This is a genomic window from Bradyrhizobium sp. HKCCYLS20291 (assembly GCF_051167715.1).
Taxonomy (GTDB): domain Bacteria; phylum Pseudomonadota; class Alphaproteobacteria; order Rhizobiales; family Xanthobacteraceae; genus Bradyrhizobium.
In genome coordinates, this window is record NZ_JBNPTO010000001.1 from 672,870 (window position 1) to 695,537 (window position 22,668).

Genomic DNA, 22,668 nt, shown 5'->3' on the forward strand with positions numbered 1-22,668 from the left:
GCGTTACCCCCGCTGCGGCGCCATCCTCCGCTGTCGTCCCGGCGAAAGCCGGGACCCATACCGCGTGATGCTTCGGTTGGGCAGGCTTGGCGTCGTTCTTCGTCTCACGTCTCCCTGTGGCTATGGGTCCCGGGTCGCGCTGCGCTTGCCCAGGACGACAGCTGGGCTTGCGAACGGCTTGCTCAGGAACCGCGAGCCCTTCAGGCCGAAGCGCCAGGGCAGCTCGACCGCCTTGGTGATGCCGATTCGGATGCCGGTGACGACCTCGACATCATCAGGCCGTGCGAACAGCTCGATCGGAGCTGCATCCAGCGCCAGCCCATTATGCGCGTGGGTCACTCCCATTGCCTCCGTCAGCTTGCCCGGTCCCGAGCACAGCGCCCGGACATCCTCCAGCCCGCGCCGCCGCCGCATCTCCGCCACGCCCATCGTCGGCTCGACCGCCCGGATCAGCACCGCGCTCGCCGAGCCCTCCGGCTCGCAGACGAAGTTCACGCACCAATGGATGCCGTAGGAGCGGTAGACATAGGCAAAGCCGGGCGGACCGAACATCACCTGGTTGCGCGGGGTCGGGCCGCGGAACGAATGCGCCGCCGGGTCGGTGTGGTGATAGGCCTCGACCTCGACGATGATCCCGCCGACGCCATCGACCAGGAACGTCGCCCCGATCAGGTCCGGCGCCACCTGGAGCACGTCGCGGGCGAAGAACGCCCGCGTCAGCCGCTTGCCTGCGCCTGCGCCCCGAGGCCGTGAAACTCCGGGAGTTTTTGCCGGTTTTTGCGCCATTCTCGAGAAAATCTGCCGGGATGAGCGCCCGCGGGCGCTGCCCATATCTGCCATGCCCTGGTATCCTCGGCCAGCCGGTTGCGGTGCGCCGCGGCACGGAATAGCTAGGGCGCAACAGAGATTTGCCTGGGTCCCCATGGTCACCATCGTCGACACGCTTTCGAACACGCCGCTGCGCCCCCGTCACCCCGAGAAGGTGAACCGGCCGGACTCGGTCTCGCCGGCCAAGCCGGCCTGGATCCGCGTCAAGGCGCCGACCACCCGCGGCTACGCCGACACCCGCAACATCGTGCGCGAGAACGGCCTCGTCACCGTATGCGAGGAGGCCGGCTGCCCGAACATCGGCGAGTGCTGGGACAAGAAGCACGCCACCTTCATGATCATGGGCGACACCTGCACGCGGGCCTGCGCCTTCTGCAACGTCAAGACCGGCCTGCCGCAAGCGCTCGACTGCAACGAGCCGGACTACGTCGCCGAGGCCACCTTCAAGCTCGGCCTCACCCATGTCGTCGTCACCTCGGTCGACCGTGATGACCTCGCCGATGGCGGCGCAGCCCACATCGCCGCGACCATCCGCGCCATCCGCGCGAAATGCCCGACCACCACGATCGAGGTGCTGACCCCCGACTTCCTGCGCAAGGACGGCGCGCTGGAGCAGGTCGTCGCCGCCAAGCCCGACGTCTTCAACCACAATCTCGAGACCGTGCCGTCGCGCTATCTGTCGGTCCGTCCCGGCGCGCGCTACTTCCACTCGATCCGGCTGCTGCAGCGGGTCAAGGAGATCGATCCCACCATCTTCACCAAGTCCGGCATCATGGTCGGGCTCGGCGAGCAGCGCCACGAGGTGCTGCAGGTGATGGACGATCTGCGCTCGGCCGAGGTCGATTTCCTCACCATCGGGCAGTACCTCCAGCCGACCAAGAAGCACCACGCGGTGATGAACTACGTCACGCCGGAGGAGTTCTCCAACTACGAGACCGTCGCCTACACCAAGGGCTTCCTGATGGTCTCGGCGAGCCCGCTCACGCGTTCCTCGCACCATGCCGGCGAGGACTTTGCCAAGCTGAAGGCCGCGCGCGAAGCCATCGCACGCTGACGACACGAGATGCCGAGATTCTCCAACAAGCGGCGCGTGCCGCACACGGCCGAGCAGATGTTCGACCTCGTGGCCGATGTCGAGCGCTATCCCGAGTTCGTGCCGCTGTGCGAGCGGCTGGTGGTGCGCCAGCGCAGTGAGAGGCCCGACGGCACCGAGGTCATCGTCGCCGACATGACGGTGTCGTTCAAGCTGGTCAAGGAGACCTTCACCAGCCGCGTCACGCTGGACCGGGCAGGGCGCAAGATCCTGGTCGAGTATGTCAGCGGGCCGTTCTCCAGCCTGGAAAACCGCTGGAGCTTCGAGCCGCGCAACGAAGGCGCCTGCGAGGTGACGTTCTTCATCGCCTATGAGTTCAAGAGCCGCATGCTGGCGATGCTGATGGGCTCGATGTTCGACACGGTGTTCGCACGGATGTCGGCGGCGTTCGAAAAGCGCGCGGACGCGATCTACGGGCGGAAGCCGGTGGTGTCGTCGACGTAGGCCGGTAGCTTCTGCCGATGATGGACCGCAGTCGGTGCCCAGACCTCAGCTGTCGTCCCGGCGAACGCCGGGACCCATAACCACAGGGTGCCGTGTGGCGGCACGTCCGTAGTTCCGATCTCGTCTCACCACGTCTGCCGCGGAGTATGGGTCCCGGGTCGGCGCCTCCACGGCGCGTTGCGCCGCTCCGGCTTGCCCGGGACGACGGCGGTGGGTGGAGCAGGCCGTGTGCCAACTCACAGCGAGCAAGAAACCTCGAGGCCGCAGCAACCCGGCGGTGTCGTCGACGTAAGGCTTGTTGTTCGCTGCCAGCGATCGACCTCCGGCGGCGCCCCACCCTCCGTCGTCATCCCCGCGAAAGCGGGGATCCATAACCACAGGGTGCCATGTGGCGGCACGCCTGCAACTCCGATCTCGTCTCACCACGTCCGCCGCGGAGTAGGGATCCCGGGTCGGCGCCTCCGCGGCGCTTTGCGCCGCTCCGGCTTGCCCGGGAAGACAGCGGTGGGTGGAGCAGGCCGTGTGCCAACTCACAGCAAGCGGGCACCTCATAAGCGTGCCGCTCCAAAATTCCTATCCACGTCTCAAACAGCTGCTCCGCGACGATGTCGCGGAGCCGGTCTGATCGCGGACATGTTCGCCTGCGATCGTTCCCTACGCCGCCTGCACGGCGGTCAAAAAGTCTCTCACCTTGCCGCGCAGCTCGTCGGCGTGCCTGGCGAGCTGCCCGGCTGCGCCGAGCATCTGCCGGGCGGCGCCGCCGGCCGACTCCACCGTCTGGCTGACCGAGCCGATGTTGGTCGCGACCTCGCGGGTGCCGCTGGCGGCCTGGCTGACGGAGCGGGCGATCTCCTGCGTCGCGTGGCCCTGCTGGTCGACGGCGGTGGCGATCGTCTTGGCGATCTCGCTGATCTGGCCGATGGTGCCGCCGATGCCCTGGATCGCGGCGACCGTGTCGCTGGTGGCGCGCTGCATGGCGCTGATGTGGGCCGAGATCTCGTCGGTCGCCTTGGCGGTCTGGCTCGACAGGCTCTTCACCTCCGAGGCGACGACGGCAAAGCCGCGGCCGGCATCGCCGGCACGCGCCGCCTCGATGGTCGCGTTCAGCGCCAGCAGGTTGGTCTGGCTCGCGATCGCGTTGATCATGTCGGTCACGGCGCCGATCTTGGCGGCGGCGTCGGCCAGGCTGTTGACGAGATCGTTGGTGCGCGAGGACGCCTCGACGGCTTCGGCCGCGATCGTCGAGGAGGTCGCGACCTGGCGGTTGATCTCGCTGACCGAGCTCGACAGCTCCTCGGTCGCGCCGGCCACCGACTGCACGTTGGACGAGGCCGAGCTCGACGCCGAGGCGACCAGCGCCACGCGCTGCGCTGCCTGGTCCGCGGTGGTCGTCAACGAGGCCGCTGTCGTCTCGACATCGCGCGAGGCGCCGGAGATCGCATTGGCAATGGCGCCGACGGAGGTCTCGAAATCCTTGGCGATCTTGTCGAGCGCGCGCTTCTTCTCCTCGCGGGCGGCAATGAGGTCGGCGAGATCGCGGCGGAAGCTGATGACGTAGGTCTGTCCCTCGACCTGGGTCGGGACCAGGGTGATCTGCACCAGCGCCGGGCTGCCGTCGGCGCGCTTGGTGGTCCACTCGAAGCTGGCGTGCCCCTCGCGCCTGGCCTTGGCGTCCATCTCCTTGACCATGTCGGCGGAGCGCTTGCCGTTGGGCTGGATCTCCGGCGCCATCGTTGCCGGCGAGCGCGACAGCAGGTCCTGCTTGCTGCGGAAGCCGCCGAACCGGACCGCGGTCTCGTTGCAGGCGATGATCTTGCCTTCGGACATCACCAGGATGGCGTCGCGATGGCGCTCGAACAGCTCGGCCATCAGGAGGTTGTGCGTGCGATCAGCCGACTTGCCGGAGAAAAAGGCCATGGGGTCCCGAATCCACTGTCAGAGAGGAATGCACCAGAGCTAGCAGGACAAAATTAACCAAAACCTTTCGGGGAGAGCGGCGCGGACGATAATCGTCGGGGAGCGATCCGGACGGGTGACGGCAGGCGTGCAGCCGCGGCTTCCGCGACGCAATCGCGTCCGGGCTATGCCTATCGTTCGACCCTCTGACATCACGAGGGCGCAGGGAATGCCGGGTGCTGGCCGCAACCCATGGCCCGCCTGCAAACAAAAAGCAGGCGGCAGTCACCACAGGTCCAGCCGACAACCGGCATTCCCTGCGCGATGGTCTTCACGCTTATACGCAGTCTCCCCGGGGACCGGCTGTCTTGCCCCCGTGACCGGCGGATCATCATCACCACCGGCGTGACACCAGCTTCGGGGTGTCAGGACGCTGCGACTTCACGTCCGCCAGGAGCCGTCCGTCCGCACGTCCAAGACGCGCTACGGCTCCTCGGCGGCCATCGCCTCCCCACCTCACGTCTCGTGACGATCGCGATGCGTCCCTCGTGTCGAGGTGGGATGACGGGAGGGAACCATTGATTTCGGGAAAATGGAAGAAGGATATTTTTACGGAAAGGACTGGACAGTGAGTCGGGCGTTGAAAGGGCTGACGAAATTCGTGTTTCGGCGCAGGCGGCGGATTGGACCTGATGGCAACGCCGGTGCCACGATCGACGGTCCTGTCAAAGTCATCTTCGTGAACCTGATTTGCCCGGCGGGCGCGCCGGCCGGCGCCGCGGCCTGCGGCGGCTAATGCGGCATGACGCCAAGCCATAGCTTGGATCTCGGCAAGATGCGGATCATGGATCGAGGCTCGAGCCGAGCTCGCGGACGCAATGCAGGCAGAACGCCTCCCGGCCCTCCAGGCGATCACAGGCGGCTTCGTACAACTGCCAACGCTCATCATCGATCGCCTTCTCGACAGGCATCTCCGCCAGATCGGCGAAGCGGTCGAAGCCAGGCTGATCGAAGCAGGTGTCGCAGACGAAGAGGTGACCAAGCAGAGCGAGGTCATGGCCGGCTGGCACTTTGCCTTGCTCGATCTCCCGCCCGGCGTGCTGGCAGGTCTCGACGAATGAACTTCGACCATGCTTGGGGCAAATCGTGATACCCATTGTGCATCCCACCGGTTTGCGCTGCTCGATTGCCGCCAACGGGACGATATCCCGGCGCTTCACAACAAGCGAGGTGCTTCTGTCAGCCTGTCAAATCGTGCGGCTTGGACAGTCCTGTAGGGTGGGCAAAGGCGCGCCCGTATTGTCGCTTGGTCGCCGACTATGTGAGCGCGCCGTGCCCACCACCTTGCCATGACTTCGGTGGGCACGCGTCCGCCTGCGGCGGCCGCTTTGCCCACCCTACCAAGTTGTCAGTCGATCCAGCTTGCCTGAACGTAGACGGTCGCGTCGCTGCGGCATTGGGTCACGACGATGTCGTCCCAGCGACGCACCTTTTTAGCGATGAAGACAATGCGGTCCGCGCAATGCTGCGCCGTCCACCAGTCCGGCAACACGATGTTTCCCGGCAGCGGCACGAGATCGGCGGCCTTGAGGGTCTCTGCTCGTTCGAACCGCAGAGTCTCGAGCTTATCGCGAAGCTTAGTCTGCGTGACGTCCGGCCTCAACACGGCGGCTTCCTGTCGATCCAAACGGGCCTCATCAGCATCACAGAAGTTTTTGATCTGAAGCACTAAGAATCTGATTTGAAGGCGCTGGCCCACCCACCGCCGTCGTCCCGGGCAAGCCGGAGCGGCGCAAAGCGCCGCGCAGGCGCCGACCCGGGATCCATACTCGGCGGCGGACGTGGTGAGACGAGGTCGGAGCCACCGGCGTGCCGCCACACCACGCCCCGGGGTTATGGATCCCGGCGTTCGCCGGGATGACGGCGGAGGGTGGGGCGAGGGCGTCGCCTCTATCTGGAAGGACTCGAGCTGGAAGGACTGGATCGCGTCGCAGCGCTCGCGATGACGGCGCGGCGAGAGCAGGGCGCAGCGTTCGCAACTACGTCCTTGGCCGCCTCGGCGGCCGCTTCACCGGATGCAGCCGCGGCGCCCGCGCGACGCGGGGACGTAATCGGGTCGCCGCGGCGCGCTTCGGCTTGGCGGGGACTTGCGGCCTCGCCAGCTCCATCAGCATGCGCAGCGCCTCGATCACCGAGCGCGTGCGGACCGTGCTCCGGCCGATGGCGCCGAAGCGGTGTTCGCGGTGGGTGATGCGGCCGTCGCGGGCGGCGACGGCGAAATGCACCAGACCGACGGGCTTGCCGGGGGTGGCGCCGCCGGGGCCGGCGATGCCGGTGATGGCGACCGCGAGGTCGACGTCGGCGCGTTCGAGGGCGCCGACCGCCATCTGGATCGCGGTCTCCTTGGAGACGGCGCCGAAGGTCTGCAAGGTCGAGGCCTCGACGCCGAGCATCGCGCGCTTGGCCTCGTTGGAGTAGGTGACGAAGCCGCGGTCGATGACGTCGGAGGAGCCGGGGATCTCGGTCAGCGCCGCGGCGACCAGGCCGCCGGTGCAGGACTCGGCGGTGGCGATCATCAGCTTGCGCGACCGGCACAGGTCGAGCAGCGAGCGGGCCAGCGCGCTGGTGGAGCCGATTTGACGTTCGCTCGCCATGTGTCCCGCTCGTCCCTCGACGCGATAGCTACCCCAACATGACCTTGCCGAGGATGGATGGCCTCGATGGAGTCGAGACGCGTCCACGGGCTCGGTTTCACCTCGCCACGCCAGGGCGAAGCGAAGCTTCGCGAGGGCGGGGAGAGGTTGGATTGCATCGATGGATGCAATCCGGGTGAGGGGGCAAGTCTATCCGCACGCACCACCCGTGCGGCTGCCCCTCACCCCAACCCTCTCCCCGTGAAGAACGGGGCGAGGGAGCGCACCGCGATCGCGGTGAAGAACTCGACTTTCAACTCACACTCGGCGGCCAGAGCCTGGGGCCAAGTCACCGAGCTCTGTTAGTTCGACGCAAACGGATGACATCCCCGTCGAAAAGATGGAGCTCCACTACACACCCCACGGCAGCCTGATCGTCGCGCTTGCCGTCGCGGCGATGCCTTCTTCGCGGCCGGTGAAGCCGAGGCGCTCGCTGGTGGTCGCTTTCACGGCGATGCGCGAGATGTCGACGCCGGAGATCTCGGCGATACGGGAGCGCATCTGGTCGCGCAGCGGGCCGATCTTCGGGCGCTCGCAGATCATGGTGACCTCGAGATTGGCGACGCGGCCGCCGCGCGCGGCGACGCGTTCGATGGCGTATTTCAGGAACTGGTCGGAGGAGGCGCCCTTCCACTTCATGTCGGACGGCGGGAAGTGCGAACCGATGTCGCCGTCAGCGAGGGCGCCTAAAATTGCGTCAACCAGAGCGTGCAGGCCGACGTCACCGTCGGAGTGGGCCAGGAAGCCCTTGCTATGCGGCACGCGCAGGCCGCACAGCCAGACATGGTCGCCTTCGCCGAAGGCGTGCACGTCGTAGCCGGTGCCGGTTCGGATGTCGCCGAGCGATGCTGCGAGGCGCGCTTCCTCGCGCACGAAATCTTCCGGAGTGGTGAGCTTCATGTTGGCAACATCGCCCTCAAAGGTCGCGACGGTCAATCCCGCCCATTCGGCGATCGCCGCGTCATCGGTGAACTCGGTGAGGCCGTCGCGCGCCGCGCGGCGATGCGCCTCGAGGATGGTGTCGAACTTGAAGGTCTGCGGCGTCTGCGCGATGCGCAGGCGCGCGCGCTCCGGCGTCGCGGTGATGTCGCCGCCGGCGCCGACTTCCTTGATGGTGTCGGTGACGGGCACCACGGGAATCGCGGCACCGGTCTTGTTGGCCGCGACAATCGCGCGCGAGATCACCGCCGGCGTCACGAAGGCGCGCGCCGCATCGTGGATCAGCACGATGTCCGGTTTGTGCGGCACCAATGCTTCGAGGCCCGCAAGCACCGAGGCCTGGCGTGTCGCGCCGCCATGGGCCGGCACCTCGTGGCGGAGGCCTGCCACGGCTGCATTGAAGACGGCGATGTCATCGGGGTTCACGACCGGCTGCACCACGGTCACCTCGGGATGCTCGGCGAATGCCGCGAGCGCGCGATGGATGACGGTGCGGCCGCCGATGCTGCGATATTGCTTCGGACCGCCGGCGCCGGCGCGCAAGCCGCGTCCGGCCGCGACGAGAATGGCTGCAGTCCGCTGAGAAGTCGTCATGGGAACAGGGTATCGATGCTGATGTGGGGGATGAGGAGGTTTGCCGGCTTCTTACATCTGCGGATCATGTTAAGCGAGCAGGATCACACATCGGATGAGTTGCGCTGCGACCCCGACGCATGTGCAAGCAGCCGCAGGGGGAAAGCTGGAGCGCCGCCGGCGTCCGCACCGTCATGCGCACCCGAGGAGCCATGCAAAATCAAGGCAGCTCAAGGGTTTACCATGACTGCCGAACAAGCATATTTTGCTGCACTGCACTTGAAATGCTGATTGTCTTGGCTAAAGTGTAGGCATGACGCTTGACTGCCCAAGAATTGTGCTTGAGAGTGCTGCGCAGACGCAATGATGCGTTGGATGAGCTTGAAGAGTCGTTTGTGACCGGCCCGGCCAATACACCCCCCAATGCCTTGAAGATAGGCGACGTTTCGCTCGCCAACCGGGCCATCCTCGCGCCGATGTCGGGCATCACCGACGCGCCGTTTCGCCGACTCGCGGCCGAGCTCGGCGCCGGTCTGGTGGTGTCCGAGATGACCGCGAGCGACGATCTGGTCAGAGGTCGGTGGATATCCCGGCTGCGCTGCGAAGCGAGCGGCATCGGCCCGCATGTCGTCCAGCTGGCCGGCTGCGAGGCGCACTGGATGGCCGAGGGCGCCAAGGTCGCCGAGGAAGGCGGCGCCGATATCATCGACATCAACATGGGCTGCCCGGCCCGCCACGTCACCGGCGGCCAGTCCGGCTCGGCCTTGATGCGCGATCTCGACCATGCGCTGACACTGATCGAGGCGACAGTCGAGGCCGTCGACGTGCCGGTGACCCTGAAGATGCGGCTCGGCTGGGACGAGCGCAGCCTGAATGCACCGGAGCTGGCGCGGCGCGCCGAAGCGGCCGGCGTGCAACTGATCACCGTACATGGCCGCACCCGGCAGCAGTTCTACAAGGGCGAGGCCGACTGGAGCGCGGTGCGCGCGGTGAAGGACGCCGTCGACCTGCCGGTCGTCGTCAATGGCGACATCACGAGCTATGCCGAGGCACGCGAGGCGCTCGATGCCTCCGGCGCCGATGCGGTCATGATCGGCCGCGGCGCGCAGGGGCAGCCCTGGCTGCCCGGCCAGATCGGTCGTCGTCTCGATGGCGGCCTTGAAGAGGGCGCGCCGGAGCTGGCGCAGCAGCTCCTGTATCTCACCGCGCTCTACGACGAGATCTGCCGCCACTATGGCGAGCGGGTCGGCCTGCGCCACGCCCGCAAGCATCTCAGCTGGGGGCTCGACGTCGCCGCCGAGCGTGCCAATACGCCGGCCGAAAAACTGAAGGCGTGGCGCGATCGTATCCTGACGTCCGAGCAGCCGTCTCAGGTGCATCGGGCGCTTCGTGACGCCTTCGACGATTTTGCCTGGAGTGCAGCCGCATGAGCTCAGCCGCAGAACAGCGCAAGCGACTTCCCTCGGATGGCGATGCCATCCTCAACGCCCTGCCGAATCCGGTCCTGGTGATCGGCCCGGACGGCATGATCATGGACGCCAACATGGCGGCGGAATCGTTCTTCGATTCCTCGACGCAGTTTTTGCAGCGACAGTCGCTGAAGAAGCTGGTGCCGTTCGGCTCACCGCTGCTGGCGCTGATCGATCAGGTGCGCACCACCAGCGCGCCGGTCAACGAGTACAAGGTCGACCTGGGCACGCCGCGCACCGGCGCCGACCGGCTGGTCGATCTGCACGTCGCGCCGCTGCCGGAGCGGCCCGGCCATATCGTTGTCATGCTGCAGGAGCGCACCATCGCCGACAAGATGGACCGCCAGCTTACCCATCGCAGCGCCGCGCGCTCGGTCATCGCGCTGGCCGCGATGCTGGCGCATGAGATCAAGAACCCGCTGTCGGGAATTCGCGGCGCCGCGCAGCTCCTCGAGCAGCAGGCCTCCTCCGAGGACCGCATGCTGACCCGGCTGATCTGCGACGAGGCCGACCGCATCGTCACGCTGGTCGACCGCATGGAGGTGTTCGGCGACGATCGCCCGGTCGCGCGCGGGCCGGTCAACATCCATTCGGTGCTCGATCACGTGAAGCGGCTGGCGCAGTCGGGCTTCGCCCGCAACATCCGCTTCATCGAGGATTACGATCCGTCGCTGCCGCCGGTGCTCGCCAACCAGGATCAACTGATCCAGGTGTTTCTCAACCTGGTCAAGAATGCCGCGGAGGCCGTCGTCGACCTCGGCGCCGATGCCGAGATCCAGCTCACCACCGCCTTCCGCCCGGGCGTGCGGCTGTCGGTGCCCGGCAAGAAGTCGCGGGTGTCGCTGCCGCTGGAGTTCTGCGTCAAGGACAACGGCCCCGGCGTACCGGAAGACCTGATGCCAAACCTGTTCGATCCGTTCGTGACCACCAAGCCGACCGGAAGCGGCCTCGGTCTTGCATTGGTTGCGAAGATCATCGGCGACCATGGCGGGATCATCGAGTGCGAGTCGCAACCGCGCAAGACGACCTTCCGGGTGCTGATGCCGATGTACAGCGCCAGCAAACAACACGACCAGGGCCATCGCGACGACGTTTCGGGGACGTCGCTGCATGCCTCTCAGGGATCAAATTGAGGACCACCTATGCCTGCAGGTAGCATTCTCGTTGCCGACGACGATACGGCCATCCGCACGGTCCTGAACCAGGCGCTGTCACGCGCCGGCTACGAGGTGCGGCTGACCGGCAACGCCGCCACGCTGTGGCGCTGGGTGAGCCAGGGGGAGGGCGATCTCGTCATCACCGACGTGGTGATGCCCGACGAGAACGCGTTCGACCTGCTGCCGCGGATCAAGAAGATGCGGCCGAACCTGCCGGTCATCGTGATGAGCGCGCAGAACACCTTCATGACCGCGATCAAGGCCTCGGAGCGCGGCGCCTATGAGTATCTGCCGAAGCCGTTCGACCTGAAGGAGCTGATCGCGATCGTCGGCCGCGCCTTGGCCGAGCCGAAGGAGCGGGCGGCGAGCCAGCCCGACGACGGCGAGTTCGAATCGATCCCGCTGGTCGGCCGCTCGCCGGCGATGCAGGACATCTACCGCGTGCTCGCGCGTCTGATGCAGACTGACCTCACGGTGATGATCTCCGGCGAGAGCGGCACCGGCAAGGAGCTGGTGGCGCGCGCGCTGCACGATTACGGCAAGCGCCGCAACGGCCCGTTCGTCGCGGTCAACATGGCGGCGATCCCGCGCGACCTGATCGAATCGGAATTGTTCGGCCACGAGCGCGGGGCCTTCACCGGCGCCAACACCCGCGCCTCCGGCCGCTTCGAGCAGGCTGAGGGCGGCACCTTGTTCCTCGACGAGATCGGCGACATGCCGATGGAGGCGCAGACGCGGCTTTTGCGCGTGCTGCAGCAGGGCGAGTACACCACGGTCGGCGGCCGCACCCCGATCAAGACCGACGTCCGCATCGTCGCGGCGTCGAACAAGGACCTGCGCATCCTGATCCAGCAGGGTCTTTTCCGCGAAGATTTGTTCTTCCGTCTCAACGTCGTGCCGCTGCGGCTGCCGCCGCTGCGCGAGCGCATCGAGGACCTGCCGGATTTGATCCGGCATTTCTTCGCGCTGGCCGAGAAGGACGGGCTGCCGCCGAAGAAGCTCGATGTCGCAGCACTGGAGCGGCTCAAGCAGCACCGCTGGCCGGGCAACGTCCGCGAGCTGGAAAACCTCGCCCGCCGCCTCGCTGCGTTGTATCCGCAGGACGTCATCACGGCGTCGGTGATCGACGGCGAGCTGGCGCCGCCGGCGGTGACGACCGGCTCCAACGCGCCGAGCTCGATCGACAATCTCGGCGGCGCCGTGGAAGCGTACCTCTCCTCGCACTTCCAGGGCTTCCCGAACGGCGTGCCGCCGCCGGGCCTGTATCACCGCATCCTCAAGGAGATCGAGATCCCGCTGCTGACCGCTGCGCTCGCTGCGACGCGCGGAAATCAGATCCGCGCGGCCGATCTGCTCGGCCTCAACCGCAACACGCTGCGCAAGAAGATCCGCGATCTCGACATCCAGGTCTACCGCAGCGGCGGCTAGCTGTCCGATCGTTCCCCCGGCGCAGGCCGGGGGAGACTGCTCTCAAGCCGCGCGATGGCGGCAGATCGCGTCATGTCAGGCTTCCTTTGCAACGGCCAGAAGCGCCGTCTCGGCGCTGCGCGACCTGCTGATGAACAGCACCAGCCCGGCGCCGGTCACGGTCACGACCGCGATTGGCAGCAGCGCCAAGCCGTAGTTGCCGGTCGCCTCCAGGAGGCTGCCGTAGATGTTCACCATGAGGCCGCCGCCGATCAGGTTGGATATGGCGCCGATCATCGCGAGACCGGCTGCGGCCGATCCAGTGCCGAGCCAGCCCGACGTCAGCGCCCAGAACGGCCCTTTGAACGCGTAGGCGCCGACGAGCACGAGGCTGAGCAGAATGACCGTTCCCATCAAGGAATGAATGACGAAGACCCCGAGAAACCCAAGCGCAATCAAAAGCAGGGTCACCGCCGTGTGCCAGCGCCGTTCTCCGGATCTGTCGGAGTGACGGCCCCACAGAACCATCAGGACGCAGGCGATACCATAAGGGATCGAGTTGATCAGTCCGGTTTCAAGGTTCGTCAGCCCGAAGGATTTCAGGAATTGGGGCTGCCAAACGCTCAGCACGGACCCGGCTGCCGACGCGCCGGAGCAGGCGAGCGCCATCGCCCAGACATGGGGATTGCGCAGCAGCCGCACGAAGGAGCCCCATCCGGATTGTTGAACCGTCGCCGGGCGGCTCGCCGTCTCGCGCTGGAGCTCGGCGCATAGCCATGCCCGCTCCTCATCGCGCAACCAGCGCGCCTGCTCCGGCCTGTCGGTCAGCACAGACAGGCAGATCAGGCCGAGCAGCACAGTCGGGAGGCCCTCGACGATGAACAGCCATTGCCAGCCGCGCAGACCAAGCAGGCCGTCGAGACCCAGCAGCAATCCGCCAAGCGGAGAGCCGATGAAGGTGGCCGCCGGAATGGAGATGGCGAACAACGCGATCAGGCGCCCTCGATAGTTCGCAGGCAGCCAATACGTCAGGTAGAGCAGCACGCCTGGAAAGAAACCGGCTTCTGCCGCGCCCAGGATGAATCGCATCGCATAGAACGAGTTCTGGCCCTGTACGAAGGCCATGCTGGTGGAGATGATGCCCCAGGTGATCATGATCCGGGCGATCCAGCGCCGCGCGCCGAAACGCTGCATGGCCAGGTTGCTCGGCACTTCCATCAGGAAGTAGGAGAAGAAGAACAGGCTGGCGCCGAAGCCGAACGCCGCCTTCGACATTCCCAGATCCTGCACCATCTGCAGCGATGCCATGCCGACATTGCTGCGATCCAGGATGGCGAACAGATAGCAGATCATCACGAACGGCATGATGCGCCAGGAAACCCGGCGCATGGTCGACCGTTCGAGCGCGCTTGGCGCCGTCGCGGCTATAACCATCGTATCCTCCCAAGTTGTTATGCGCGCCGCTCAGGCGACGTCGAGCTGCTTCTTGTTGACCATCGCACGCCGGTCGAGCGTCTTGCCTTCCAGAACGTCCATGATGTGGTTGACCGCAAGGACCCCCATCGCGTCACGCGCGGCCTGCGTGCTGGCGCCCGCGTGAGGCGTGACCACGACGTTGGGCAGAGTGAGCAGCGGCAGGTCTGGCCTCGCCGGCTCCTCGGCAAACGAGTCGAGGCCGGCCCCCGCGATGACCCCGTCGCGCAACGCATCGAACAGGGCCGTCTCGTCGATGAGCCCGCCGCGCGCGGTGTTGATCAGGATCGCATCGCGGCGCATGCGGGCGAACTGGTCGCGGCCGATCATGTTGCGGGTCTGCGGGGTCAGCGGGCAGTGCAGGCTGATGACGTCGCTGGCCGTGAGGATTTCGTCGAGGCTGCCGACGCGTTCGGCGACGGCAATCTCGGTATCATCGGGCATGTAGGGATCGAAGATGCGCACCTTCATCTGCAGCGGCTGCACCAGACCGACCAGGATGCGACCGATCTCGCCGAAGCCGACGACGCCCAGACTGCGGCCGAACAGCTGCGCGCCCCTGGTCGTCGCCTTGTCCCAATGACCGGTCTTGATACGGGCGTCGAGGCGCGGGATCTCCCGCGCCACCGCGAACATCAGGGCGAAGGCAAGCTCGGCGACCGATTGCGAATTGGCGCCACGCGCGACGAACACGGGGATGCTGCGGCGGTCGGCGGCGTCGACGTCGATGTTGTCGTAGCCAACCCCATGCTTGGCGATCGCCTTGAGCTTCGCAGAGGCGCCGATCACCTGATCGTCGATCTTGCCTTGCCGCACGATGATGCCGTCCGGCTGCTCCCGGGCGGCGATCTCCGCCAGCTCCTGAGGGCTCGCATGATGCGCGTTGGCAATCAGCGCCGCACCGCGCCGGGCCGCGATGGCGGTCGCTTCCGCCGTGAGAGCCGGTCCGGTGACGAGTAGCTTGTAGCGCATGTCGCTGCCTCTTGCTGGCGGCAACGCCCTGACCGCGCCGTATGGCGCTCGGCCGATCCTGCGGCATTGGCGCCGCCGACCCGTCCTGGACGAGGCGCTGACCGTTCCCCCCTTGCGCCATTTTCAAATTGAAACGGCGTTGCATTTTTTATACGTATCACCGCAACGGCTCGTTTTGTCAACCGCCGATCGGCAGAGCTGCAGGAAAGATCGCACCAGGAGCGCACCAATGACCGCAGGTTTCCGCATTTATCCGAATCCGAAGCAGAAGGTCTCCAAAGACCTCGTCGAGCGATATCGATCGCTGCCGGTCGCCAATGTGAGCGACAGCATGTCGCGAATGAACGCAGCAGGTTCGCGCCTGCGTCCGATGCATGGCGGCGGCATCCTGGCGGGATCCGCGATCACCGTGAAATCGCGTCCGGGCGACAACCTCATGCTCCACAAGGCGCTCGACATGGCCGAGCCGGGCGACATCGTCGTGGTGGATGCCGGCGGGGATTTGTCGAACGCCCTGATCGGAGAGATGATGATCGCGCATGCGGAGCGTCGTGGCCTCGGAGGCGTCGTGATCAACGGCGCCGTCCGTGACGCCGCGGCGATCCGCGCCGGCCGGTTTCCGATCTTCGCCGCCGGCGTCACCCATCGCGGTCCCTACAAGGACGGTCCTGGCGAGATCAACGTCGCGATCGCGATCGACGGCATGGTCATCGAGCCTGGCGATCTCGTGCTCGGGGACGAGGACGGGCTCGTCTGCGTCCCGCTTGCCGATGCCGAGGCCGTTTTCGCCGCGGCGAAGAAGAAGCATGATTCCGAGACGGCGCAGCTCGAGGCCATCGCAGCCGGTCGCAACGACCGTTCGTGGGTGGACGAGGAACTGAGGAAGCGCGGCGTCGAATATATCGGCTGAGCTTCGCCGGGTGGCGTGAACTTCGCTGCGACGCTGTGTATACCCGTGCTGAAAGCGGCCGCCCGATCGGCGGTCGGCTCGGGAAGCAGGACGTGGCGAAGACATCCAGCAAATCCAAGAAGACCGTGAAGCCCGCGGCGCCGCCGGGCCTGAAGGGCGTCTCGGCCGTCGACCGCGCGCTGAGCGTCTTGACGGCGTTTCAACGCGGTGACGGCGAGGTGAGCCTTGCCGAGCTGACCAGGCGGACCGGGCTGATCAAGACCACCGTGATGCGCGTGGCGCTGTCATTGGAAAGCTACGGCCTGATCAGGCGGGTCGATGGCGGCGGCTACCGGCTCGATGCCGAGGTGATGCGGCTTGCGGCCTGCTACCAGCATGCTTTCGGTCTTGCCGATCACGTCACGCCCGTGCTGGAAAAGCTGGCGCGTTCGACCGGCGAGACCGCGTCCTTCTACACCCGTCGGGGCGAGCAGCGCCTTTGCCTGTTTCGCGTCGAAAGCGCGAATCAGATCCGGATGCACGTCCAGCCCGGTGACCTGCGCCCGATGGACAAGTCGGCCATCGCCCAGGTGCTGCGGCACTTCGATCGGGGACGTGCCACGGCGGCGATCGATACGCCACTCTTCACCAGCGGCGTCACGGATCCTCATTCTGCGGCGCTGGCCACGCCGGTGTTCGGGCCGGGCGGTGCGCTGCTCGGCGCTCTCGCGTTGTCCGGTCCGGTCACCCGGCTGACCCCTGCGCGCGCCGAGGAGATCCGCCTGGAGCTCAGGACCGCTGGCATCGACCTGAGCACGGCGTGCGGTGGATAGACACCGCCGCTCACGCGCGGCATCGCCGGGCTGAGCCCGGGAAGACCGGTTTCGCTGCCCGGAATGCCGTTTTCCGGCAGCAAATCGCTGCCCCAGATGAGAAATATTGTAGACAAATCAGCGACGCGGTTCTGCGCCGTTGATTTGTCGCAATTTGGCAACAGCGTGGTAGGAATGCATCAGTCCGATTCTTCCGGACTGCCGCTTTCATCATCACAGCCTTGCCGGAATGACCAGCGCAGAGACCACCTCGGCCACCCCTTTGGATGCCCCGCCCGCTGACGGGCGGCGCTGGACATGGCGTACCTGGCTTGCGCCGGTGGCGGTGGCCGTCGCGCTGTCGTCGGGCTTCCTGACCTTCATCGTGCTGGTCGGCTTGAGCCCGATCGAGCCGACTACGGAGGTCGTCAAGACCTTCTACCTGATCGACGCCGGCACGATCCTGATCCTGGTCGGCATCATCATCCGCGAGGTCTGGCAGGTCGTACAGGCGCGGCGCCGCGGCCGGGCGGCCGCGCGGCTGCACGTGCAGATCGTCAGCCTGTTCTCGGTGATCGCGGTGCTGCCGGCGGTGCTGGTCGCGGTGGTCGCCAACGTCACCATCGACCGCGGCCTCGACCGGCTGTTCTCGGGGCCCGCCAAGGTCGCGATCCAGAATTCGCTGACCATCGCGCGCGCCTACATGCAGGAGCATGCGCAGTTCATCCGCGGCGACATTCTCGGCATGGCCAACGACATCGCGCGGACCCGGCCGCTGTTCGATCAGGATCGCGCCAGCTTCCGCGAACTGCTGACCGCCAGCGCCGCCTCGCGCAACCTGCCGGGCGCGATGATCATCGACAAGAACACCAATCCGATCGTGTGGGCCGAGACCGGCGGCGTCCAGCTGGCCTATTCGCCGCCGGCGCCGGATTTCCTCAACAATGTCGGCGAGCAGGAACCGGAGATCGCGGTCCTGCCGGAGTCGAACTACGTTGCCGCCGTGATCCGGCTACGCGCCTTCAACGACACCTTCCTCTACGTCGCGCGTCCGCTCGATCCGCAGGTCGTCGACCAGCTCAAGCAGACCGAGCTGTCGGTCGCCGAATATGCCCAGGTCGAGGCGCGGCGCTTCGGCATCCAGGTCGCCTTCGCGCTGATGTTCGCGGTGATCGCGCTGACCATCCTGATGGCTTCGGTGCTGATCGGGTTGAACTTCGCCAACTGGCTGGTGGCTCCGATCCGCCAGCTCATGAACGCCGCCAACGTGATCTCGACCGGCGACCTCAACGTCCAGGTTCCCGTGCACCGCTCGGAAGGCGATCTCGCCCAGCTCGGCCAGACCTTCAACAAGATGACGCAGGAGCTGCGCACGCAGCGCGACGAGCTGGTCAGCGCCAGCGACCTGATCGACAGCCGGCGGCGCTTCATCGAGGCGGTGCTGTCGTCGGCCTCCGCCGGCATCATCGGCGTCGATGCCTCCGGCAGCGTCGGCATCCTCAACCGCTCGGCCGAAAAGCTGATCGGACATTCGGAGCAGGAGGTGCTCGATCATCCGCTGACCGATGTGCTGCCCGAGCTCGACGACATGATGAAGACGGCGCGCGAAGGCAAGCAGCGGCTGGTCCAGGGACAGATCACGATCCAGCGCGACGGACACGAGCGCAACCTCTCTGTGCGCGTCACCGCCGAGCAGACCAATCAGGCGCGCGACAGCTACATCATCACGCTCGACGACATCACCGAGCTGGTATCAGCGCAGCGCACCTCGGCCTGGGGCGACGTCGCGCGCCGCATCGCGCACGAGATCAAGAATCCGCTGACGCCGATTCAGCTGTCCGCCGAGCGGATTCGCCGCAAATTCGGCAAGGTCATCACCGAGGACAAGGCTGTATTTGAGCAGTGTACCGACACGATCGTGCGGCAGGTTGATGACATCAGGCGAATGGTCGACGAGTTCTCGCGTTTCGCGCGGATGCCGAAGCCCGTAATGGAAGGCGAGGACGTTGCCGACGCGGTGCGCCAGGCCGTGTTCCTGATGAAGGTCGCGCATCCCGAGATCGACATCGAGACCGACATCAAGCAGGACCCGTTGCGCGCGCAGTTCGACCGCCGGCTGATCTCGCAGGCGCTGACCAACATCATCAAGAACGCGACCGAGGCGATCGAGGTGGTGCCGGAGGAGGAGCTCGGCAAGGGCCGCATCGATGTCGTTGCCGCGCGCGAGGGCGACGACGTGCTGATCGACGTGATCGACAACGGCATCGGCCTGCCCAAGGTGGCGCGGCAGCGGCTGCTCGAGCCCTACGTCACGACGCGCGCGAAGGGCACCGGGCTCGGGCTCGCGATCGTCGGGCGCGTGCTCGAGGATCATGGCGGCAAGCTCGAGCTGAAGGACGCCTCCGACTTCCGCGCCGGTCAGCGCGGCGCCTGGATGCGGCTGCGTTTCGCCGTGTCGGGCCAGGCCGCCAAGAGCAAGGACCAGCCGCAGCCGGGCGCCGCGGCGTCCGGCGCAACGGCAACAAATGAGTCCGCGGGGGAAACCGCGGGCCCGGTTGAAACGACCAATGACGAACCAAAAATCCAAGCCGCAACAGGCAGCTGACGAGACAGGCGTGACCCCATGGCGAGTGATATTCTGATTGTCGACGATGAAGCCGATATCCGGGAGCTGGTAGCCGGCATCCTGGATGACGAGGGCTTCACGACGCGAACCGCTCGCGACAGCGATTCGGCGCTTGCGGAGATTACGAATCGCCGCCCCAACCTCGTGTTCCTCGACATCTGGCTGCAGGGCTCCAAGCTCGACGGCCTGCAACTGCTGGAGCAGATCAAGAAGGATCATCCTGATCTGCCGGTCGTGATGATCTCCGGCCACGGCAATATCGAAACCGCCGTCGCCGCGATCAAGCGCGGCGCCTATGACTTCATCGAGAAGCCGTTCAAGTCCGACCGCCTCATCCTGGTGGCGACACGCGCGCTGGAGAACTCGCGCCTCAAGCGCGAGGTGCGCGAGCTGAAGCAGCTGGCGCCGACCGCGAGCACCATGACCGGCCGCTCGCCGTCGATGAACCAGTTGCGCCAGACCATCGAGCGCGCTGCCAAGGCCAACAGCCGCATCCTGATCGTCGGACCTCCCGGCTCGGGCAAGGAGCTCGCGGCGCGCACGCTGCACACCCAGTCGCCGCGCGCCGAGGGACCGTTCGTCGTCATCAACGCCGCGGCCATCACGCCGGAGCGGATGGAGGAGGAGCTGTTCGGCATCGAGCAGTCCAACGGCGAGCAGTCGCGCAAGACCGGTGCGCTCGAAGAGGCCCATGGCGGCACGCTGTTCGTCGACGAGATCGCCGACATGCCGCGCGAGACGCAGAACAAGATCCTGCGCGTTCTGGTCGACCAGACGTTCCAGCGCTCGGGCGGCACCACCAAGGTGCACGTCGACGTGCGCATCATCTCGTCGACCGCGCGAAACCTGGAAGAGGAGATTGCCGCGGGCCGGTTCCGCGAGGATCTCTATCACCGCCTTTCGGTGGTTCCGATTCGGGTTCCACCGCTGTCGGAACGGCGCGAGGACATTCCCGAGCTCATCGACTACTTCATGGACCAGATTTCGGTCACCACCGGCCTGCCGAAGCGGCAGATCGGCCAGGACGCGATGGCCGTGCTGCAGTCGCATGTCTGGCCGGGTAACGTCCGCCAACTGCGCAACAACGTCGAGCGCGTGATGATTCTCGCGGCAGGTGGTCCAGAGGTGATCATCACCGCCGACATGCTGCCGCCGGACGTCGGCTCGATGGTGCCGGCGATGCCGACCAGCAACAATGGCGAGCACATCATGGGCCTGCCGCTGCGTGAGGCGCGCGAGGTGTTCGAGCGTGACTATCTGATCGCCCAGATCAGCCGCTTTTCGGGCAACATCTCGCGCACGGCCGAGTTCGTGGGCATGGAGCGGTCGGCCCTGCATCGCAAGCTGAAGGCACTCGGGGTCGGCTGAGCGCCCCAACTCGGCCAACTTTGCCGACCTGGACGAATTTACATTGGAAAATTCGTCTCGCCCCGAAGTTTTACGGACGAATCCGGCTGTTTTGGAACCGGCTTCCCCGTAATCGGCTTGCCTAATATGCTCGCCTGTCTTCTAATCCGGCGTCCCATGATCCCTCGAGGGGGATCTCAATGGATCATGGGCAACCGTGGCAGTTCCGAAAGCTGGAATCGGATGGCCGTGGGTCCAATAAGAAAAAGCACAAGACTGCGAGATAACAACGATGGCGGCAGACCGCGCACAAAACCTCCAAGACACCTTTCTCAACCACGTCCGCAAAACCAAGACGCCGCTCACGATTTTTCTGGTCAATGGCGTGAAGCTGCAGGGGATTGTCACCTGGTTCGACAATTTCTGCCTGCTGCTCCGGCGCGACGGTCACTCGCAGCTCGTCTACAAGCATGCGATCTCCACCATCATGCCGGGCGCCCCGATCCAGCTGTTCGAGGGCGGCGAGGACGCGTCTGCGTGAGAGTGACCTGACGTGAGAGTGACCTGATTGGAACCCCGCAATCGCGAAGGGGCACCCGGCCTTCAGAGGCCGGATGACGTCAAGACAACGGGCCTGGTCATCGTGGTCGGCCCGTATCTGCGGGCGCGCCGCGGTGACGACGCGCAGCCCGGCCAATCCGACATGCGTGATTTCGAGGCGCGGATCGACGAGGCCGCCGGCCTCGCGCGCGCCATCGATCTCACCGTGACGGATTCTATACTCGCGCCGATCGCGCAGATCCGTCCGGCGACCTATCTCGGCAAGGGCAAGGTCGACGAGATCGCGGGCGTGATCGCCGCGCAAGGCGCCGAGCTCGTGGTGATGGATTGTGCGCTGTCGCCGATCCAGCAGCGCAACCTCGAGAAGGCGTGGAGCACCAAGGTGCTCGATCGCACCGGGCTGATTCTGGAAATCTTCGGCCGGCGCGCCAAGACCAAGGAAGGCGCGCTGCAGGTCGAGCTCGCGCATCTCAACTACCAGCGCAGCCGTCTGGTGCGCTCCTGGACGCATCTCGAGCGCCAGCGCGGCGGCTTCGGCTTCATGGGCGGCCCGGGAGAGACGCAGATCGAGGCTGACCGCCGGCTGATCGGCGATCGCATCACCCGCCTCGAAACCGAGCTGAAGAAGGTCCAGGCGACGCGGCGGCTGCATCGCGCCGGGCGCCAGCGCGTGCCGTATCGCGTCGTCGCGCTGGTCGGCTACACCAATGCCGGCAAGTCGACGCTGTTCAATCGGCTGACCCGCGCCGACGTCCAGGCCGCCGACATGCTGTTTGCGACGCTCGATCCGACCTTGCGCGCGATCAGCCTGCCTCATGGCGGCAAGGCGATGCTGTCGGACACCGTGGGCTTCATCTCGAACCTGCCGACGCAACTGGTCGCCGCGTTCCGCGCCACGCTCGAGGAGGTGCTGGAAGCCGACGTGATCCTGCACGTCCGCGACATGTCGCACGAGGACGCCGAGGCGCAACAGCACGACGTCGAGCTGGTGCTCAGCCAGCTCGGCATCGATCCCGAAGCCACCGACAGCATCATCGAGATCTGGAACAAGATCGATCGGCTGGACGAAGCGGCGCGCGAAAACCTCGTCAACATCGCCGCGCGTCGGCCGCCGGAGCGGCCATGCCTGCTGGTCTCCGCCGAGACCGGCGAGGGGGTCGAAGCGCTGCTGCAGGCGATCGAGGACCGGCTCGCCGCCGCGCGCACGACGCTCGACCTCACCATCGACGCCGCCGACGGCGCCGGCATCTCCTGGCTGCACCGCAACGCCGAGGTGCTGAGCAAGGAGCTGCATGAGGGCCATTACGACATGACGGTGCGCGTCGATGCGACGAAGCGCGACATCGTCGTCGAGCGCTATCACGGCGTGCCCAGGGTGGCGTGAGCGGCGCATCCCTGGCGATCGATCAGACCTTAGTTTCCGAGTCCTGGCAGATCATGTAGGCCCAGCCGTCATCGTCCGCGAAGGCGGACGATCCAGTACGCCGAA

General features: G+C 66.2%; 20 protein-coding genes. 12 read left to right on the forward strand and 8 right to left on the reverse strand.

Going from position 1 to position 22,668, the window contains the following annotated elements; all coding sequences use genetic code 11:
* Positions 1–120: 120 nt before the first annotated feature.
* A complete protein-coding gene (locus ACQR07_RS03190) occupies positions 121–786 on the reverse strand; it encodes a DNA-3-methyladenine glycosylase (RefSeq protein WP_434900887.1) in 666 nt (221 codons plus the stop codon).
* Positions 787–922: 136 nt separating this feature from the next.
* On the opposite strand from ACQR07_RS03190, the gene lipA reads away from it, so the two are divergent.
* Together lipA and ACQR07_RS03200 are read left to right on the forward strand one after the other, a co-directional pair.
* On the forward strand, positions 923–1,882 hold the full coding sequence (gene lipA / locus ACQR07_RS03195; RefSeq protein WP_434900888.1) for a lipoyl synthase: 960 nt from the start codon (positions 923–925) through the stop codon (positions 1,880–1,882).
* A 9-nt stretch (positions 1,883–1,891) separates the two neighbouring features.
* Complete coding sequence (locus ACQR07_RS03200) at positions 1,892–2,365, forward strand: type II toxin-antitoxin system RatA family toxin (protein ID WP_434900889.1); 474 nt, start codon at positions 1,892–1,894, stop codon at positions 2,363–2,365.
* A 654-nt stretch (positions 2,366–3,019) separates the two neighbouring features.
* Here the strand turns inward: ACQR07_RS03200 and ACQR07_RS03205 are convergent.
* Positions 3,020–4,282: a methyl-accepting chemotaxis protein gene (locus ACQR07_RS03205; RefSeq protein ID WP_434867326.1), complete on the reverse strand. Its 1,263-nt coding sequence runs from the start codon at positions 4,280–4,282 to the stop codon at positions 3,020–3,022.
* A gap of 571 nt (positions 4,283–4,853) precedes the next feature.
* Between ACQR07_RS03205 and ACQR07_RS03210 the strand changes: the two genes are divergently transcribed.
* Positions 4,854–5,057 (forward strand): hypothetical protein, encoded by a 204-nt coding sequence (locus ACQR07_RS03210; RefSeq protein WP_434900890.1) that lies wholly within the window; start codon positions 4,854–4,856, stop codon positions 5,055–5,057.
* Positions 5,058–5,103: 46 nt separating this feature from the next.
* On the opposite strand, the gene ACQR07_RS03215 is transcribed toward ACQR07_RS03210, so the two are convergent.
* The 4 genes from ACQR07_RS03215 to ACQR07_RS03230 all read right to left on the reverse strand — a co-directional run bounded on the left by ACQR07_RS03215 (position 5,104) and on the right by ACQR07_RS03230 (position 8,487).
* Positions 5,104–5,457, reverse strand: a complete 354-nt coding sequence (locus tag ACQR07_RS03215; RefSeq protein ID WP_434900891.1) for a hypothetical protein — start codon at positions 5,455–5,457, stop codon at positions 5,104–5,106.
* 212 nt (positions 5,458–5,669) lie between these two features.
* Positions 5,670–5,990, reverse strand: a complete 321-nt coding sequence (locus ACQR07_RS03220; RefSeq protein WP_434900892.1) for a hypothetical protein — start codon at positions 5,988–5,990, stop codon at positions 5,670–5,672.
* A gap of 310 nt (positions 5,991–6,300) precedes the next feature.
* On the reverse strand, positions 6,301–6,915 hold the full coding sequence (locus ACQR07_RS03225; RefSeq protein ID WP_315799941.1) for a CinA family protein: 615 nt from the start codon (positions 6,913–6,915) through the stop codon (positions 6,301–6,303).
* A 390-nt stretch (positions 6,916–7,305) separates the two neighbouring features.
* The gene (locus tag ACQR07_RS03230) at positions 7,306–8,487 is read right to left on the reverse strand and encodes a bifunctional 2-C-methyl-D-erythritol 4-phosphate cytidylyltransferase/2-C-methyl-D-erythritol 2,4-cyclodiphosphate synthase (RefSeq protein WP_434900893.1); all 1,182 of its coding nucleotides are present in this window, start codon (positions 8,485–8,487) and stop codon (positions 7,306–7,308) included.
* A gap of 455 nt (positions 8,488–8,942) precedes the next feature.
* Between ACQR07_RS03230 and dusB the strand changes: the two genes are divergently transcribed.
* The 3 genes from dusB to ntrC are packed head-to-tail and all read left to right on the forward strand — an operon-like array spanning position 8,943 to position 12,520.
* The gene (gene dusB, locus ACQR07_RS03235; RefSeq protein WP_434901056.1) at positions 8,943–9,896 is read left to right on the forward strand and encodes a tRNA dihydrouridine synthase DusB; all 954 of its coding nucleotides are present in this window, start codon (positions 8,943–8,945) and stop codon (positions 9,894–9,896) included.
* The gene (locus ACQR07_RS03240; RefSeq protein ID WP_434867331.1) at positions 9,893–11,068 is read left to right on the forward strand and encodes a two-component system sensor histidine kinase NtrB; all 1,176 of its coding nucleotides are present in this window, start codon (positions 9,893–9,895) and stop codon (positions 11,066–11,068) included. Before dusB ends, ACQR07_RS03240 begins: the two co-directional genes overlap by 4 nt.
* Before the next feature lie 9 nt (positions 11,069–11,077).
* Positions 11,078–12,520 (forward strand): nitrogen regulation protein NR(I), encoded by a 1,443-nt coding sequence (gene ntrC, locus ACQR07_RS03245; RefSeq protein ID WP_434867332.1) that lies wholly within the window; start codon positions 11,078–11,080, stop codon positions 12,518–12,520.
* A 75-nt stretch (positions 12,521–12,595) separates the two neighbouring features.
* Here the strand turns inward: ntrC and ACQR07_RS03250 are convergent, their stop codons facing one another.
* Positions 12,596–13,933 (reverse strand): MFS transporter, encoded by a 1,338-nt coding sequence (locus ACQR07_RS03250; protein ID WP_434900894.1) that lies wholly within the window; start codon positions 13,931–13,933, stop codon positions 12,596–12,598.
* Positions 13,934–13,963: 30 nt separating this feature from the next.
* Complete coding sequence (locus ACQR07_RS03255; protein ID WP_434900895.1) at positions 13,964–14,944, reverse strand: hydroxyacid dehydrogenase; 981 nt, start codon at positions 14,942–14,944, stop codon at positions 13,964–13,966.
* A 229-nt stretch (positions 14,945–15,173) separates the two neighbouring features.
* On the opposite strand from ACQR07_RS03255, the gene ACQR07_RS03260 reads away from it, so the two are divergent.
* The 6 genes from ACQR07_RS03260 to hflX all read left to right on the forward strand — a co-directional run bounded on the left by ACQR07_RS03260 (position 15,174) and on the right by hflX (position 22,563).
* Complete coding sequence (locus ACQR07_RS03260; RefSeq protein ID WP_434901057.1) at positions 15,174–15,854, forward strand: RraA family protein; 681 nt, start codon at positions 15,174–15,176, stop codon at positions 15,852–15,854.
* 92 nt (positions 15,855–15,946) lie between these two features.
* Positions 15,947–16,666: an IclR family transcriptional regulator gene (locus tag ACQR07_RS03265; protein WP_434900896.1), complete on the forward strand. Its 720-nt coding sequence runs from the start codon at positions 15,947–15,949 to the stop codon at positions 16,664–16,666.
* A gap of 229 nt (positions 16,667–16,895) precedes the next feature.
* Positions 16,896–19,250 carry an ATP-binding protein gene (locus tag ACQR07_RS03270; protein ID WP_434900897.1) on the forward strand — a complete coding sequence of 785 codons (2,355 nt, stop codon included), beginning with the start codon at positions 16,896–16,898 and terminating at the stop codon, positions 19,248–19,250.
* 18 nt (positions 19,251–19,268) lie between these two features.
* Positions 19,269–20,639 (forward strand): sigma-54-dependent transcriptional regulator, encoded by a 1,371-nt coding sequence (locus ACQR07_RS03275; RefSeq protein ID WP_434900898.1) that lies wholly within the window; start codon positions 19,269–19,271, stop codon positions 20,637–20,639.
* Positions 20,640–20,910: 271 nt separating this feature from the next.
* Entirely contained in the window at positions 20,911–21,159 is a 249-nt protein-coding gene (hfq, locus tag ACQR07_RS03280; protein ID WP_006613906.1) for an RNA chaperone Hfq, read from the forward strand.
* A 27-nt stretch (positions 21,160–21,186) separates the two neighbouring features.
* Complete coding sequence (hflX, locus tag ACQR07_RS03285; RefSeq protein WP_434900899.1) at positions 21,187–22,563, forward strand: GTPase HflX; 1,377 nt, start codon at positions 21,187–21,189, stop codon at positions 22,561–22,563.
* Positions 22,564–22,668 lie beyond the last annotated feature (105 nt).

Excerpts from the sequence above, each read along its gene's own strand:
- dusB (WP_434901056.1), top strand. The coding sequence starts at position 8,943 with ATGTCGGGCATCACCGACGCGCCGTTTCGCCGACTCGCGGCCGAGCTC.
- ACQR07_RS03205 (WP_434867326.1), bottom strand. The coding sequence starts at position 4,282 with ATGGCCTTTTTCTCCGGCAAGTCGGCTGATCGCACGCACAACCTCCTG.
- lipA (WP_434900888.1), top strand. The coding sequence starts at position 923 with ATGGTCACCATCGTCGACACGCTTTCGAACACGCCGCTGCGCCCCCGT.
- ACQR07_RS03270 (WP_434900897.1), top strand. The coding sequence starts at position 16,896 with ATGACCAGCGCAGAGACCACCTCGGCCACCCCTTTGGATGCCCCGCCC.
- ACQR07_RS03225 (WP_315799941.1), bottom strand. The coding sequence starts at position 6,915 with ATGGCGAGCGAACGTCAAATCGGCTCCACCAGCGCGCTGGCCCGCTCG.
- ACQR07_RS03250 (WP_434900894.1), bottom strand. The coding sequence starts at position 13,933 with ATGGTTATAGCCGCGACGGCGCCAAGCGCGCTCGAACGGTCGACCATG.
- hfq (WP_006613906.1), top strand. The coding sequence starts at position 20,911 with ATGGCGGCAGACCGCGCACAAAACCTCCAAGACACCTTTCTCAACCAC.
- ACQR07_RS03255 (WP_434900895.1), bottom strand. The coding sequence starts at position 14,944 with ATGCGCTACAAGCTACTCGTCACCGGACCGGCTCTCACGGCGGAAGCG.
- ACQR07_RS03230 (WP_434900893.1), bottom strand. The coding sequence starts at position 8,487 with ATGACGACTTCTCAGCGGACTGCAGCCATTCTCGTCGCGGCCGGACGC.
- ACQR07_RS03200 (WP_434900889.1), top strand. The coding sequence starts at position 1,892 with ATGCCGAGATTCTCCAACAAGCGGCGCGTGCCGCACACGGCCGAGCAG.
- ACQR07_RS03240 (WP_434867331.1), top strand. The coding sequence starts at position 9,893 with ATGAGCTCAGCCGCAGAACAGCGCAAGCGACTTCCCTCGGATGGCGAT.
- ACQR07_RS03260 (WP_434901057.1), top strand. The coding sequence starts at position 15,174 with ATGACCGCAGGTTTCCGCATTTATCCGAATCCGAAGCAGAAGGTCTCC.
- ntrC (WP_434867332.1), top strand. The coding sequence starts at position 11,078 with ATGCCTGCAGGTAGCATTCTCGTTGCCGACGACGATACGGCCATCCGC.
- ACQR07_RS03190 (WP_434900887.1), bottom strand. The coding sequence starts at position 786 with ATGGCGCAAAAACCGGCAAAAACTCCCGGAGTTTCACGGCCTCGGGGC.
- ACQR07_RS03275 (WP_434900898.1), top strand. The coding sequence starts at position 19,269 with ATGGCGAGTGATATTCTGATTGTCGACGATGAAGCCGATATCCGGGAG.
- ACQR07_RS03210 (WP_434900890.1), top strand. The coding sequence starts at position 4,854 with ATGGAAGAAGGATATTTTTACGGAAAGGACTGGACAGTGAGTCGGGCG.